Annotated in this window: 7 protein-coding genes, 3 rRNA genes and 1 riboswitch; of the genes, 2 read left to right on the top strand and 8 right to left on the bottom strand. The window is 47.5% G+C overall.

Annotated elements, in window-relative coordinates:
- Positions 1 to 83 precede the first annotated feature (83 nt).
- Positions 84 to 185, bottom strand: a riboswitch (purine riboswitch).
- A 270-nt stretch (positions 186 to 455) separates the two neighbouring features.
- The 4 genes from MHB71_RS21465 to MHB71_RS21480 form a co-directional block, all read right to left on the bottom strand.
- Entirely contained in the window at positions 456 to 890 is a 435-nt protein-coding gene (locus MHB71_RS21465) for a universal stress protein (RefSeq protein WP_047840488.1), read from the bottom strand.
- 209 nt (positions 891 to 1,099) lie between these two features.
- On the bottom strand, positions 1,100 to 1,363 hold the full coding sequence (locus MHB71_RS21470; protein WP_017690702.1) for a DUF1294 domain-containing protein: 264 nt from the start codon (positions 1,361 to 1,363) through the stop codon (positions 1,100 to 1,102).
- Positions 1,364 to 1,489: 126 nt separating this feature from the next.
- Complete coding sequence (locus MHB71_RS21475) at positions 1,490 to 1,627, bottom strand: hypothetical protein (RefSeq protein WP_017690703.1); 138 nt, start codon at positions 1,625 to 1,627, stop codon at positions 1,490 to 1,492.
- Between the two features lie 74 nt (positions 1,628 to 1,701).
- Complete coding sequence (locus MHB71_RS21480; protein ID WP_340027624.1) at positions 1,702 to 3,831, bottom strand: DNA topoisomerase III; 2,130 nt, start codon at positions 3,829 to 3,831, stop codon at positions 1,702 to 1,704.
- A 371-nt stretch (positions 3,832 to 4,202) separates the two neighbouring features.
- Between MHB71_RS21480 and MHB71_RS21485 the strand changes: the two genes are divergently transcribed.
- Positions 4,203 to 6,137 carry an amidase family protein gene (locus MHB71_RS21485; RefSeq protein ID WP_340027625.1) on the top strand — a complete coding sequence of 645 codons (1,935 nt, stop codon included), beginning with the start codon at positions 4,203 to 4,205 and terminating at the stop codon, positions 6,135 to 6,137.
- A gap of 167 nt (positions 6,138 to 6,304) precedes the next feature.
- Here the strand turns inward: MHB71_RS21485 and MHB71_RS21490 are convergent, their stop codons facing one another.
- Positions 6,305 to 7,312, bottom strand: coding sequence for a ketoacyl-ACP synthase III (locus tag MHB71_RS21490; RefSeq protein WP_340027627.1), 1,008 nt, complete (start codon positions 7,310 to 7,312; stop codon positions 6,305 to 6,307).
- Between the two features lie 301 nt (positions 7,313 to 7,613).
- Between MHB71_RS21490 and MHB71_RS21495 the strand changes: the two genes are divergently transcribed.
- Entirely contained in the window at positions 7,614 to 8,168 is a 555-nt protein-coding gene (locus tag MHB71_RS21495) for an NADPH-dependent FMN reductase (protein WP_340027629.1), read from the top strand.
- A 184-nt stretch (positions 8,169 to 8,352) separates the two neighbouring features.
- On the opposite strand, the gene rrf is transcribed toward MHB71_RS21495, so the two are convergent.
- The 3 genes from rrf to MHB71_RS21510 all read right to left on the bottom strand — a co-directional run bounded on the left by rrf (position 8,353) and on the right by MHB71_RS21510 (position 13,464).
- A 5S ribosomal RNA gene (gene rrf / locus MHB71_RS21500) occupies positions 8,353 to 8,469 on the bottom strand.
- A 143-nt stretch (positions 8,470 to 8,612) separates the two neighbouring features.
- A 23S ribosomal RNA gene (locus MHB71_RS21505) occupies positions 8,613 to 11,544 on the bottom strand.
- Between the two features lie 366 nt (positions 11,545 to 11,910).
- A 16S ribosomal RNA gene (locus MHB71_RS21510) occupies positions 11,911 to 13,464 on the bottom strand.
- The 16S, 23S and 5S rRNA genes sit together here, the layout of an rRNA operon.
- Between the last annotated feature and the right edge of the window lie 662 nt (positions 13,465 to 14,126).

Consider the following 14,126-nt stretch of genomic DNA (forward strand, 5'->3'; position numbering starts at 1 on the left):
CGGACACCGGACTCCAAGAAATACGTATCCCTCATTTGGGCATGCCAAAAGGGGGCTTGCTGTCCGCATCTGGTTGCATGCGACTCTCAGCCGTATCTCCTCGTAGTCCGGAAATTTACGGTTCCCGGGTAGATACTTCCGGGCCCTATTCCCGGCGTTATACGAGCAAATATCTGTCAAACTATCTTCGTTCATTTTAGTAATCTCTTATTACACATTTCGTTCCTACTCGACCTTATTCTTACCTGATCGACACATCTAACATTCTAACAATCCCCTACAGCTAATGTCAACTTAAAGACGAACATTTAACATATTGACAAATATAACGTTCGGGAATTGCTTCTTTAAATTCGCTTAACCATCCATTTCATCCCATAAAAGAAAGCCGGCTCCTCTTCAATCTCTCGAAGACAACCGGCTTCCTGCTTTTCAGTGCGTCCACACTTCATCCATTATTTTACGATCAGTACTGGAACCTGCGCATGCTGCACCACATTGTGACTGACACTACCCAGGACAAATTCCCGAATACCACCCAGTCCACGGCTGCCAATAATAATGATATCAGAATCATTTTCTTTGGCAAAATCAAGCAACACTTCCGCTGCCGCTCCTTGAATCAGATCCACATTGGCCGTTACACCCGCAGCCTGAATTCGTTCTTTCGCTTCATCTGTTGTCTGTACCGCCAGATTGTAATAGTCATTATTAAGTGAAGGTGGCAATGGAGCCAGTCCCTCACCGATGAATACACGCGGGAAATCAAAAGCATGAATGACATCCAGTACTGCATTTGGGGACACTTTAGCTAGCTCAATCGCACGATCAAGCGCTTTATTTGAAGCTTTGGAACCATCATAAGCCACTAATATTTTGGAAAATAACATGTGAATCCCGTCCCTTCCTTTATATGTAGAGCACGCGAAGCAAGCTTCGGTCTGACATGTAATAAACTAACAGAACCATATAACTCCTTAAACGTTCCGGAACCACAATGAACCATTTATACGAATGAATTTACATATCAGACGAATTAATGATACACCTTTCACTTCAGCGTAAGTCTTGTTTGAATGGTTACGCATTTGTTCCGTGTTCATTGAATAAAGTAACCATAGATTACCGCATTTAAGAATAACAACAGCGGAATGCCAATGGTGAAGCTGGGATGTTTAGTCTTATGCCTTTTCCGATACATCGCGATCCAGACTCCCAAAGCACCGCCTATGAATGCTAATAAGAATAACGTCCGTTCGGGTGTACGGTCACGACGCTGTTGTGCACGCCTCTTATCATCCGACATCACCAGATAACCAACTACATTAATAAATAAAAACCACAATATAAGTCCGGTTTGCATATAATTCTAGCGATCCCCCTGTCCCGGGACATCTCCCTGTCTCCATTATAGTCCTCATCAGAGACATGTTCAACGCACCGGATAGGGAACCGCAATTTTGTGTAATAACGCTAACCTTGCTCTAACCTAGGACTCCTGCTTTGGAATACCGTTCAGGCTTGGTGCTCTTTTGGCTGCTTTGTCCGGGCGCACAGCGATACTCTCTTCCCGAATACTGTCTTTGTTTTGCTGGTTATGAATTTTCTCTGGTTTGTTATGCGGCATGTAGGTATCACCTCCTTGGCTTACGTTGCCTGAAAACGGAGGATCTTATACGACTTCAACTACCCTCAAGCGTGTTACTCTCCCTTTTTCTCCATAGCCGCCTTCAGCAGATCTCCAAGGTTAGACCCAATGGACTCCTGCTTCGCATATTGTTTCACCAGCTTTTGCTGATCGCGTTTGTTCACATGCTGTTTGTCCTTATCCAACGTTTCTGTAATACCACAAGGTAGACATTGTACGTATAACCCCGCCTTACCTTCTTTGATTTCCATCTTTTTGTGGCACTGCGCACAACGACGATTGGAGAGTCTCTTTTCTGCCGAACGACGATACCCGCAGTCCTCGGTAGGACATACAAGAAACTTGCCGCGCTTGCCCTTCTTCTCCAGCAAACGTGCATTACAGTCCGGACAATGGCTATTGGACACATTATGCGGCTTATACTCCGCTTTGCTGCCTTTTACCGTAGACACCAGCTCTTTCGCCATGGATCGGATACTATCCAGAAACGGCCCCGGTTTCCCTTGCCCACGAGCGATGCGTTCCAGTTCAGCTTCCCAGCGGGCAGTCAGATCCGGTGAACGAAGCTGCGGGGCAGCCAGTTCAATCAACTGTTTTCCTTTACCGGTTGGATGCATGCTGTTGCCTTGACGATCTATTGTATCGGAACTGACCAGCTTCTCGATAATATCCGCACGTGTAGCTGGAGTGCCGAGTCCATGCTTTTCCATCTGGGAAAGCAAAGCAGCTTCGGTATACCGTTTGGGCGGCATCGTCCGTCCACTTTTAATATGGCAACGCTGAACCGTCACGGACTGCCCTTGCTGCACATCTGGCAAAAGCGCACGCTCATGGTCTGCTGCATCATCAGTACGGTCATCGTCATCATCGCTGTAATCGCCGCCGTATACTTCACGCCATCCACTTTCTTTCACCGTTGTACCTTTAACATGGAAGGAGTCATTCCCCACCTGAACCGTGATCGCAACCGAATCGTACTTCGCTGCCGGATAGAATAGGCTGATAAAACGACGTACAATCAGATCGTACAATTTGCGTTCCTCTGGATTCAATTGATTCAAAAGTACCGTCTGCTCCGTTGGGATAATCGCATGGTGATCCGTAACTTTGCTGTCATCCACAATACGTTTGGTAATATTCAGATTTTTGCGCAGCAAAGGACGTGCCAAAGACGCATAAGGTCCAATGGCTACACTATCCAGCCGTTCTTTCAACGTAGCTGTCATATCCGAAGTGAGGTATCGACTGTCCGTACGCGGATACGTCACAAGCTTGTGCTGTTCATACAGACGTTGCAGGACATTTGATGTTTGCTTTGCAGAGAAACCATACTTCCGGTTGGCATCCCGTTGTAGTTCCGTCAGATCATATGCCAGTGGATGCGGCTCAACCTTCTCGCTTTTCTTCACTTGGGCAATCGTACCCTTGCGCCCGTCTACCCGTTTCTTCAATTCCTGCGTTTCCTGAGGGTCAAAGATTCGCGAATCTCCCCCAGTTGCCCGCCACACAGCCTGAAAATCTCCCAAATCTGCCGTTAACGTCTCATACTCCTGCGAGCGGAAACCGGTAATTTCATTTTCCCTATCCATAATCATGCCTAATGTCGGGGTTTGTACACGTCCAGCAGATAACTGTGCATTGAAACGAACGGTTAGTGCACGGGTCACGTTAAGTCCAATCATCCAGTCGGCTTCCGCCCGGCAACGTGCAGATTCATAGAGGCGGTCGAACTGACTGCCTGGCTTCAGCGAAGCAAATCCGTCTTTGATCGCCTTATCTGTCTGGGATGAAATCCACAGGCGTTTAAAAGGTTTTTTCCACCCTGCCATCTGCATGATCCAACGAGCCAGCAATTCTCCCTCACGTGCTGCATCCGTCGCAATGACAAGCTCACCCACATCCTGACGTTTCATCAGCTGCTGCACGGCTTTATATTGATGGTTGGTCTCTTTAAGTACCTTCAGTTTCGTACGATCTGGCAGAATGGGCAGGTCCTCCAGATTCCATGTTGCATACTTTTTGTCGTAATCCTCAGGTTCAGCTAATCCAACCAGATGTCCAAGCGCCCAGGTAACGATATATTTCGGGCCTTCCATATAACTTTTATGTTTATCACGCGCCCCCATTACTCTGGCTATTTCGCGTGCTACAGATGGTTTTTCTGCGAGTACCAATGTCTTCACTTCATATCTCTTCCTCTCTGGTAGAACGTTATGTCTCTTTTATCCCTATCTTTTCATTATATCATTTCACACTAAAGGTATGCTCTGTCATCTCTACTTCCTAATCTACTCGCATCCCGTAACCTCATGTTTAATCAACATACCGCTTTTATGTTATATTTCTTCACATCATAATATATAATAGTTTTTCTGAGTACATGTAAACAGAAGCATGAATAAGTATTAACACTGTAAAGTATTGATGTATACGTTTTTTTGGATAAATATAACCCTTGTAAGATTACCTGACATAACTATACAATGTGTCAAAAGCATAGAAACAGAATCGCTGCTACACACATCAATGAGACACAGGAAGGGAGCGTGGATGCATGACTTATCATGGATCTGTATTGAAAAAAAGTGGGGCTTTGTTACTGGCAGGTGCTGTTGTTGCCACAACATGGGGAGGAACGGTACCTTCGGCATCAGCCGCAACGGCAACGCCTACGAGTAAAACAACAGTAGCAGCTGTATCCAAAGGAAAAGCGCCAGCAACTCCGGCAGCATTTGTTCAGGCTATGGAAGAAGCGGCTACACTTGCAGGTGTTCCTTTTACCATGGACAAGCTCTCTGGCACAACCGTACAACGTAAAGATGCTGCGGCCGCCTTGCAACAATGGCTCAAGCTGGATTCGACTTCCGAATCATTCAAGGATGTTCCAGATGAAGCCACTTTCGCAGGTGCTGTTGGTGCATTGAACACTGCGGGGTTGATGAAAGGTTATACGGAATCCCTCTTCCTTCCAAACGCTGTACTTACCGAGAATGACCTCTCCATACTGAAAGACCGCATTTATAACTACATAAAACCGTTTGTTCTGGAGGAAGCAACCATTATGGATCTCCAGGCCGCAATGACGAAAGGAAAACTGACATCAAAAGAGCTGGTTCAGAAATATCTGGACCGCATTGAGAAATACGATGATCAAGGTGTAAGCATCAACGCCGTATTAACGCTGAACCCGGATGCACTCCAAATTGCGGAGCAATTGGATGAAGAACGTGCAGCCCAAGGTGCTCGCGGGCCTCTGCATGGCGTTCCCATTCTGGTGAAAGATAACTTTGATACCAATGACATGCCGACAACCGCAGGCTGTATCTGTCTGAAAGATTCCATTCCTGCTCACGATGCTGAACAAGTGAAGAAACTCAAAGCAGCTGGCGCCATTATTTTGGGCAAAACAAACCTGCATGAATTCGCATTTGGCATCACGACATCCAGCTCATTAGGTGGACAAACACTTAATCCTTACGCCCTGGACCACTATCCAGGTGGCTCAAGTGGTGGAACAGGTGCTGCCATTGCATCTAACTTTGCAGCAGCCGGCATGGGGACTGACACTGGTGGCTCAATCCGAATCCCATCCAGCTTCAACAGCCTTGTAGGTATCCGTCCAACCATCGGACTGTCCAGCCGTGAAGGCATTATCCCATTGGCTTTGACACAGGATGTAGGTGGACCTATGGCTCGTACGGTTAGTGACGCTACAATCATGTTGGATGCTACAGCCGGATATGATAAAAAGGATGTCGCTACAGCTTACGCGGTTGGAAAAATCCCTTCCAGCTATACAGACTTCCTGGATGTAAACGGACTGAAAGGTGCACGCATCGGTGTGGCCACAGAACTCATCCCAAGTACCAAAGCTGAAGAAAAAGCCGTTGCTGACTTGATCAACACCGCTGTGGAAGAATTGAAGACACTGGGCGCTACCGCAGTTCCCATCTCCATCCCGAACTTGACTGAGATCAATAAATATCCAAGCCTTAGTGGATATGAATTCAAGTTCCAGTTGAATGACTATCTGGACTCATTGGGTGCAGACGCTCCATATCACAGTCTGTCCGAGATCATCGCTTCCGGAGAGTTCGACAAATCTCAGGAGCAATCCATGAAGACTCGGGATGCACGCCAAACGTTGGAGACTACCGAATACAAGGACATCGTCCTGAAACGTACCCAAGTTACACGTGAGTCCCTACTGAAAGTTATGGCAGACAATAACCTGGATGCCATCATCTACCCTACGTCCACACAAGCCGCTGGTGTTATTGGCGAAGGACAAAACTCTGGTGGTAACAACCGATTGAGTCCTTTCTCCGGCTTCCCGGCGATTACTGTACCTGCTGGTTTCACAACTGATGGTTTGCCAGTAGGTATGGAATTTCTGGGTCGTGCTTTTGATGAAGGTACCTTGATCAAGCTAGCTTACAGCTACGAACAAGGTACACATCACCGCCAAGCGCCTAAACTTACGCCGTAAAATATTTATGGAATTAAGCAATCCAGTTAACAAAAAAATAAATGCAATCATATCACTTTTTTGAAACGAGTTAACCCAATAAAGAGACCACCCTCTTCATGACTGCATGAAGTTTGGGTGGTCTCTTTTTTTCTCTATTTATTTTGTGTTGCACAGTCATAAGTTACTCATTCCTGAATCTTGTCCGGCACGCCCCATTTCAGCACCAGGCCTGCGTATGTCAGACCACCGCCAAAGCCAAAGAGAGCTATGCTCTGTCCTTCTTTCAACTTCCCTTCATCCACTGCAAGCTGTAAAGCAAGCGGAATGGAAGCAGCAGATGTGTTCCCCCGATACTCGACACTGGTTAAAGTACGTTCCAAAGGAACCGGACCACGTTCGCAAACAGCTTCAATCATTCTCATGTTGGCACTATGCGGGACAAACCAGTCAATCTGGTCAGGGCTTAATTCAGCTTTCGTTATAAGTTTACCCAATTGCTCTGGAATCGTCCGTACAGCCCACTTATAAATCTCTCGCCCATTCTGAACTAAACAACCTTCGCCCTGTAAAGGCACACCATTCATCTCCGAAGACAAGCCACTCTTATAGAGATGTGCACCGCCTTCTCCATGTGTACCTGATATGGCTGCCATAAAGTCACCTTCAGCATCCGATGATCTCTCCACCAAGAAGGCTCCCGCCCCGTCACCAAACAATACACAAGTCGTGCGGTCTGTGTAATCCGTAATTTTGGATAATGTCTCTGCTCCAGTAACCAGTACTTTGCGGTACATTCCACTGGTCACCAGACTGTCGGCTAGCTGTAGTCCGTAGGTAAAACCTGCGCATGCAGCATTTAAATCCAGTACACCCGTGTGTGGGATCTTAAGATTAGCCTGTACTCTGGATGCGGTACTTGGGAAAGCATATTCAGGTGTACTTGTAGCCACTAGGATCATATCCACATCTTCTACACTTACATCATAACGATGTATCATATCTTCTACAGCCTTCGTAGCCAGGTCAGATACAAATTGATCTTCAGCTGCAATTCGCCGTTCTCTCATACCTGTACGCTGTACAATCCATTCGTCACTTGTCTCGACCAATTTCTCCAGATCAGCATTCGTTAATATTCGATCCGGTACATACGTCCCCATTGCCGTGATGGTTGCCTTTGATTGATGATTCATACCGGTAGTCACCTCACTTGTTTTTTATCATTATATCACTAAGTCTTAGTACTTGGTACTAATTTTATAAAATATTTATTATGATTCTTTCGTTAGTTGTTTATTTTAAAGTGATCTCTTCATTCTATTACCCAGAGTAATACAAACGATGGCATGCATTTTTGATGAAGAATTGTGGATATTCCCTGACTAACATGAAGAATGCCTTAATTATATGCGTTTTTTATAGACAGCTCATTCAAACAGGAGGAAAATAAACAAATTGCCCTACATTACTAAAGAATAGAGATGATCTATATCCATGAAAAAAGAATTAAATATCCTTGCCATTTCCGGAAGTCTGCGCAATCAGTCCTCCAATACGTTACTAATGCACGCCATGATTAAACTGGCTCACACTAACCTTAAGTTTGAAGTATATGATGGATTAAATGATCTGCCGCATTTTAACCCTGACCTCGATGTCGAGGAGGGTCCAGTGTCCGTACAGAACTTGAGAGCCCAACTTAAGCATTCGGACGGTGTCCTTATCTGCACGCCAGAGTATGGAAACGGCGTTCCTGGGGTCATAAAAAACGCACTAGATTGGGTTGTATCTTCTGGAGAATGGCTCAATAAACCCACCATTGTCATTGCTGCTTCCCCAAGCCCCATGGGAGGTGACAAAGCCCATGCTTCCTTATTGCTCACACTAAACATGATTAATGCACAAGTTCTACAGGAGGGCTGTTTAACCATTCCTCATATTACATTGAAAATGAACAAACAAGGCGTCATCATTGATTCGGAAACCCAGCATGCATTGCAGAACTCCCTTACAATCCTTGGGGAGGCTTGCAACCAAATGAAAGTATAGACAGATGTTGTACTTAAATCGATGATAGAGAAGAAATGATCCTTTTAAAGTTATTTAACATTCTCATAAATATTGAAATAAAAAAACAGCCTTGGTTATTTACCAGGGCTGTTAAGGTTTATATAAGTATTTAGGATTAAAATAAAAAAGACACACTCGATATCATCAAGTGTGTCTTTAGATTGCTTGGCGGCGTCCTACTCTCCCAGGACCCTGCGGTCCAAGTACCATCGGCGCTAGAGGGCTTAACGGTCGTGTTCGGAATGGGTACGTGTGGAACCCCTCCGCCATCGCCACCAAACGCGATTTGTCGAAGCATAGCTTCTTAAAATCAGATATGGAACTGAAAATCATACACACGTTCTGTGATGTACCAATTTTCATTTCAGAGATCGTTCTCTGAAAACTAGATTCGAAACGAAACATGCGAATTATCACTTGCTATTGGATAAGCCCTCGACCGATTAGTACTGGTCAGGCTCCATGCATTGCTGCACTTCCACCCCCAGCCTATCTACCTCGTCGTCTTCAAGGGGTCTTACATACTGGGAAATCTCATCTTGAGGGGGGCTTCACGCTTAGATGCTTTCAGCGTTTATCCCGTCCGTACATAGCTACCCAGCGGTGCTCCTGGCGGAACAACTGGTACACCAGCGGTACGTCCATCCCGGTCCTCTCGTACTAAGGACAGGCTCCTCTCAAATTTCCTACGCCCACGACAGATAGGGACCGAACTGTCTCACGACGTTCTGAACCCAGGCTCGCGTACCGCTTTAATGGGCGAACAGCCCAACCCTTGGGACCTACTTCAGCCCCAGGATGCGATGAGCCGACATCGAGGTGCCAAACCTCCCCGTCGATGTGGACTCTTGGGGGAGATAAGCCTGTTATCCCCAGGGTAGCTTTTATCCGTTGAGCGATGGCCCTTCCATGCGGTACCACCGGATCACTAAGCCCGACTTTCGTCCCTGCTCGACTTGTAGGTCTCGCAGTCAAGCTCCCTTATGCCTTTGCACTCTTCGAATGATTTCCAACCATTCTGAGGGAACCTTTGGGCGCCTCCGTTACTCTTTAGGAGGCGACCGCCCCAGTCAAACTGCCCACCTGACACTGTCCCCGCACCGGATTACGGTACCAGGTTAGAACCTAGATACGATCAGGGTGGTATCCCAACGTTGCCTCCACGCAAGCTGGCGCTCACGTTTCAAAGGCTCCCACCTATCCTGTACAGATCGTACCCAAATTCAATATCAAGCTGCAGTAAAGCTCCATGGGGTCTTTCCGTCTTGTCGCGGGTAACCTGCATCTTCACAGGTATTAAAATTTCACCGGATCTCTCGTTGAGACAGCGCCCAAGTCGTTACGCCATTCGTGCGGGTCAGAATTTACCTGACAAGGAATTTCGCTACCTTAGGACCGTTATAGTTACGGCCGCCGTTTACTGGGGCTTCGGTTCACAGCTTCGGATTGCTCCTAACCACTCCCCTTAACCTTCCAGCACCGGGCAGGCGTCAGCCCGTATACTTCGCCTTACGGCTTCGCACAGACCTGTGTTTTTGCTAAACAGTCGCTTGGGCCTTTTCACTGCGGCCCCCTCGTGCTATTCACACTACCGGGGCACCCCTTCTCCCGAAGTTACGGGGTCATTTTGCCGAGTTCCTTAACGAGAGTTCTTCCGCGCGCCTTAGAATACTCTTCTCGCCTACCTGTGTCGGTTTGCGGTACGGGCACCATCACCTGGCTAGAGGCTTTTCTTGGCAGTGTGAGATCATGACCTTCGCTACTATAATTTTCGCTCCCCATCACAGGCTCAGCCTTACAATGTGCGGATTTGCCTACACATCAGCCTCACTGCTTAGACGGACATCCATCAGTCCGCGTCACTACCCTACTGCGTCCCCCCATTGCTCATAACGGCTTACGGTGGTACAGGAATTTCGACCTGTTGTCCTTCGACTACGCCTTTCGGCCTCGCCTTAGGTCCCGACTTACCCTGAGCGGACGAGCCTTCCTCAGGAACCCTTAGGCTTTCGGCGGATCAGATTCTCACTGATCTTTTCGTTACTCATACCGGCATTCTCACTTGTATAATGTCCAGCGCTCCTTACGGTACACCTTCAACCCTTATACAACGCTCCCCTACCCCTGATGCAAAGCATCAAGCCATAGCTTCGGTGGTGTGTTTAGCCCCGTTACATTTTCGGCGCAGAGTCACTCGACCAGTGAGCTATTACGCACTCTTTCAATGGTGGCTGCTTCTAAGCCAACATCCTGGTTGTCTGTGCAACTCCACATCCTTTCCCACTTAACACACACTTGGGGACCTTAGCTGATGGTCTGGGCTGTTTCCCTTTTGACAATGGATCTTAGCACTCACTGTCTGACTCCCGGAAGTAAGTCTATGGCATTCGGAGTTTGACTGAGCTTGGTAACCCTTGCGGGCCCCGCACCCAATCAGTGCTCTACCTCCACGACTCTGTTTTCCGAGGCTAGCCCTAAAGCTATTTCGGGGAGAACCAGCTATCTCCGAGTTCGATTGGAATTTCTCCGCTACCCCCACCTCATCCCCGCATTTTTCAACATGCGTGGGTTCGGGCCTCCAGTGCGTGTTACCGCACCTTCACCCTGGACAGGGGTAGATCACCCGGTTTCGGGTCTACGTCCACGTACTAAGTCGCCCTATTCAGACTCGCTTTCGCTGCGGCTCCGGCTCTTCACCTTAACCTTGCACGGGAACGTAACTCGCCGGTTCATTCTACAAAAGGCACGCCATCACCCCTAAAACGGGCTCTGACTTTTTGTAAGCACACGGTTTCAGGTTCTATTTCACTCCCCTTCCGGGGTGCTTTTCACCTTTCCCTCACGGTACTGCTTCACTATCGGTCGCTAGGAAGTATTTAGCCTTGGCAGATGGTCCTGCCGGATTCATACGGGGTTTCACGTGCCCCGCACTACTCGGGATCCGTCTCGGAGGGAACAGACTTTCAACTACAGGGCTTTTACCTTCTTTGGCGGGCCTTTCCAGACCTCTTCGCTTAACCGGTTCCTTTGTAACTCCATGTGAGACGTCCCACAACCCCAAAGAGCAAGCTCTTTGGTTTGGGCTTCTCCGCGTTCGCTCGCCGCTACTGACGGAATCACTATTGTTTTCTCTTCCTCAGGGTACTTAGATGTTTCAGTTCCCCTGGTATGCCTCTACACAACCTATGTATTCAGTTATGAGTAACTGGAAATTACCCCAGCCTGGGTTTCCCCATTCGGACACCCCCGGATCAAAGCTTGCTTACAGGCTCCCCGAGGCAGTTTCGTTGTTCGCCACGTCCTTCATCGGCTCCTAGCGCCTAGGCATCCTCCGTGTGCTCTTAGTAGCTTAACCTCGTGCTCCGGTTTCGACTGCTCGCTTCCCTTGTTTTGCTTGCGCAAAGCCAAAAGTCGCTCCCATTCGATACCATCGTACGTGCAATCTACCTTATAAAAACACTTCACTTGTTTACACAAGATCAGCTTAAAGGAATGTTCTAATTCGCGTTTGTTTCGTTTCGATATCTAGTTTTCAAAGAACAAGCTCCATGCAAAAGCAAGCTGTTTTGAGAGTTTGAGCTCTCAAAACTGAGCAACGAGTGAGTTGCTTTTGCTCTTCATTTCATCCACACCGAAGTGACGGACCGAAATGAATCGCTGTTGCAGGTTCTTAGAACCTGCTTATTTGAATGTTTCCGTTGCAGGAAACGATTCTCCATAGAAAGGAGGTGATCCAGCCGCACCTTCCGATACGGCTACCTTGTTACGACTTCACCCCAATCATCTATCCCACCTTCGGCGGCTGGCTCCTTGCGGTTACCCCACCGACTTCGGGTGTTATAAACTCTCGTGGTGTGACGGGCGGTGTGTACAAGACCCGGGAACGTATTCACCGCGGCATGCTGATCCGCGATTACTAGCAATTCCGACTTCATGCAGGCGAGTTGCAGCCTGCAATCCGAACTGAGACCGGCTTTGTTGGGATTGGCTCCATCTCGCGATTTCGCAGCCCGTTGTACCGGCCATTGTAGTACGTGTGTAGCCCAGGTCATAAGGGGCATGATGATTTGACGTCATCCCCACCTTCCTCCGGTTTGTCACCGGCAGTCTATCTAGAGTGCCCACCCGAAGTGCTGGCAACTAAATATAAGGGTTGCGCTCGTTGCGGGACTTAACCCAACATCTCACGACACGAGCCTGACGACAACCATGCACCACCTGTCTCCTCTGTCCCGAAGGAAAGATACATCTCTGCATCGATCAGAGGGATGTCAAGACCTGGTAAGGTTCTTCGCGTTGCTTCGAATTAAACCACATACTCCACTGCTTGTGCGGGTCCCCGTCAATTCCTTTGAGTTTCAGTCTTGCGACCGTACTCCCCAGGCGGAGTGCTTAATGTGTTAACTTCGGCACCAAGGGTATCGAAACCCCTAACACCTAGCACTCATCGTTTACGGCGTGGACTACCAGGGTATCTAATCCTGTTTGCTCCCCACGCTTTCGCGCCTCAGCGTCAGTTACAGCCCAGAGAGTCGCCTTCGCCACTGGTGTTCCTCCACATATCTACGCATTTCACCGCTACACGTGGAATTCCACTCTCCTCTTCTGCACTCAAGTCACCCAGTTTCCAGTGCGATCCGGGGTTGAGCCCCGGGATTAAACACCAGACTTAAATGACCGCCTGCGCGCGCTTTACGCCCAATAATTCCGGACAACGCTTGCCCCCTACGTATTACCGCGGCTGCTGGCACGTAGTTAGCCGGGGCTTTCTTCTCAGGTACCGTCACCTTGAGAGCAGTTACTCTCCCAAGCGTTCTTCCCTGGCAACAGAGCTTTACGATCCGAAAACCTTCATCACTCACGCGGCATTGCTCCGTCAGGCTTTCGCCCATTGCGGAAGATTCCCTACTGCTGCCTCCCGTAGGAGTCTGGGCCGTGTCTCAGTCCCAGTGTGGCCGATCACCCTCTCAGGTCGGCTACGCATCGTCGCCTTGGTGAGCCGTTACCTCACCAACTAGCTAATGCGCCGCAGGCCCATCCCCAAGTGACAGATTGCTCCGTCTTTCCAGTTTCCTTCAGGCGAAGAAAACAATTATTCGGTATTAGCTACCGTTTCCGGTAGTTGTCCCAAACTTGAGGGCAGGTTGCCTACGTGTTACTCACCCGTCCGCCGCTAAGTATCAAGGAAGCAAGCTTCCTATCAACTCCGCTCGACTTGCATGTATTAGGCATGCCGCCAGCGTTCGTCCTGAGCCAGGATCAAACTCTCCAATAAAGTATTGAAAAGAGCGATATGCTCATTTTGAATCTGACGAGATTAAAAATCTCATTTGTGCTCCAGTCGATCCAAGCCAAGGCTTGTCTCAAACTTTTGCGTTCATTCTGCAAGCAGAATGTTTACTCACTCGTTGTTCAGTTTTCAAAGATCAAACTTGTTTCGTTACTGAATGTTGTTCTCTTCAGCAACTCTTATATAATATCATGTCCGAACCAACTTTGCAAGCTCTTTTTTTAAGTTTCTTTCGAAGCTTATTTCATTCGCTTGCCGCACCGTGTATCTCGTGTTTTTTTGGCCGGAAATAGAATATACCATGTACAGTTATGAAACGCAAGTCTTTTTTAGATAAACATTAAATTCTTATAAAATGAATACCCTATAGACCTTTTAACAAGTATCTCCTTATAACCAGCTAAATGATACATCTGCGCACTAACTTTGATGATCAGAGTAATTAACTTACAAACGCAATAAGTTTTTTTATATGATCCTTAATCCAACTTATAGAGAAACTCATGTTGTATACGTACATACTCATCACGTTATAGAACTTATTAACCGATAATTTCATTAGATAAACAACCAACAGATCATAGAACATTATACTCATTCCTTCTATATAGAAGGAAAACATTTTTGAAATTCATTTTTCCCAAGAA

The sequence above is a fragment of the Paenibacillus sp. FSL H7-0940 genome (assembly GCF_037979415.1).
Taxonomy (GTDB): Bacteria; Bacillota; Bacilli; order Paenibacillales; family Paenibacillaceae; genus Paenibacillus; species Paenibacillus amylolyticus.

What these genes read in the sequence shown, in the direction of transcription:
- MHB71_RS21485 (WP_340027625.1), top strand. Translation starts at nt 4,203, where the DNA reads ATGACTTATCATGGATCTGTATTGAAAAAAAGTGGGGCTTTGTTACTG.
- MHB71_RS21470 (WP_017690702.1), bottom strand. Translation starts at nt 1,363, where the DNA reads ATGCAAACCGGACTTATATTGTGGTTTTTATTTATTAATGTAGTTGGT.
- MHB71_RS21465 (WP_047840488.1), bottom strand. Translation starts at nt 890, where the DNA reads ATGTTATTTTCCAAAATATTAGTGGCTTATGATGGTTCCAAAGCTTCA.
- MHB71_RS21475 (WP_017690703.1), bottom strand. Translation starts at nt 1,627, where the DNA reads ATGCCGCATAACAAACCAGAGAAAATTCATAACCAGCAAAACAAAGAC.
- MHB71_RS21495 (WP_340027629.1), top strand. Translation starts at nt 7,614, where the DNA reads ATGAAAAAAGAATTAAATATCCTTGCCATTTCCGGAAGTCTGCGCAAT.
- MHB71_RS21490 (WP_340027627.1), bottom strand. Translation starts at nt 7,312, where the DNA reads ATGAATCATCAATCAAAGGCAACCATCACGGCAATGGGGACGTATGTA.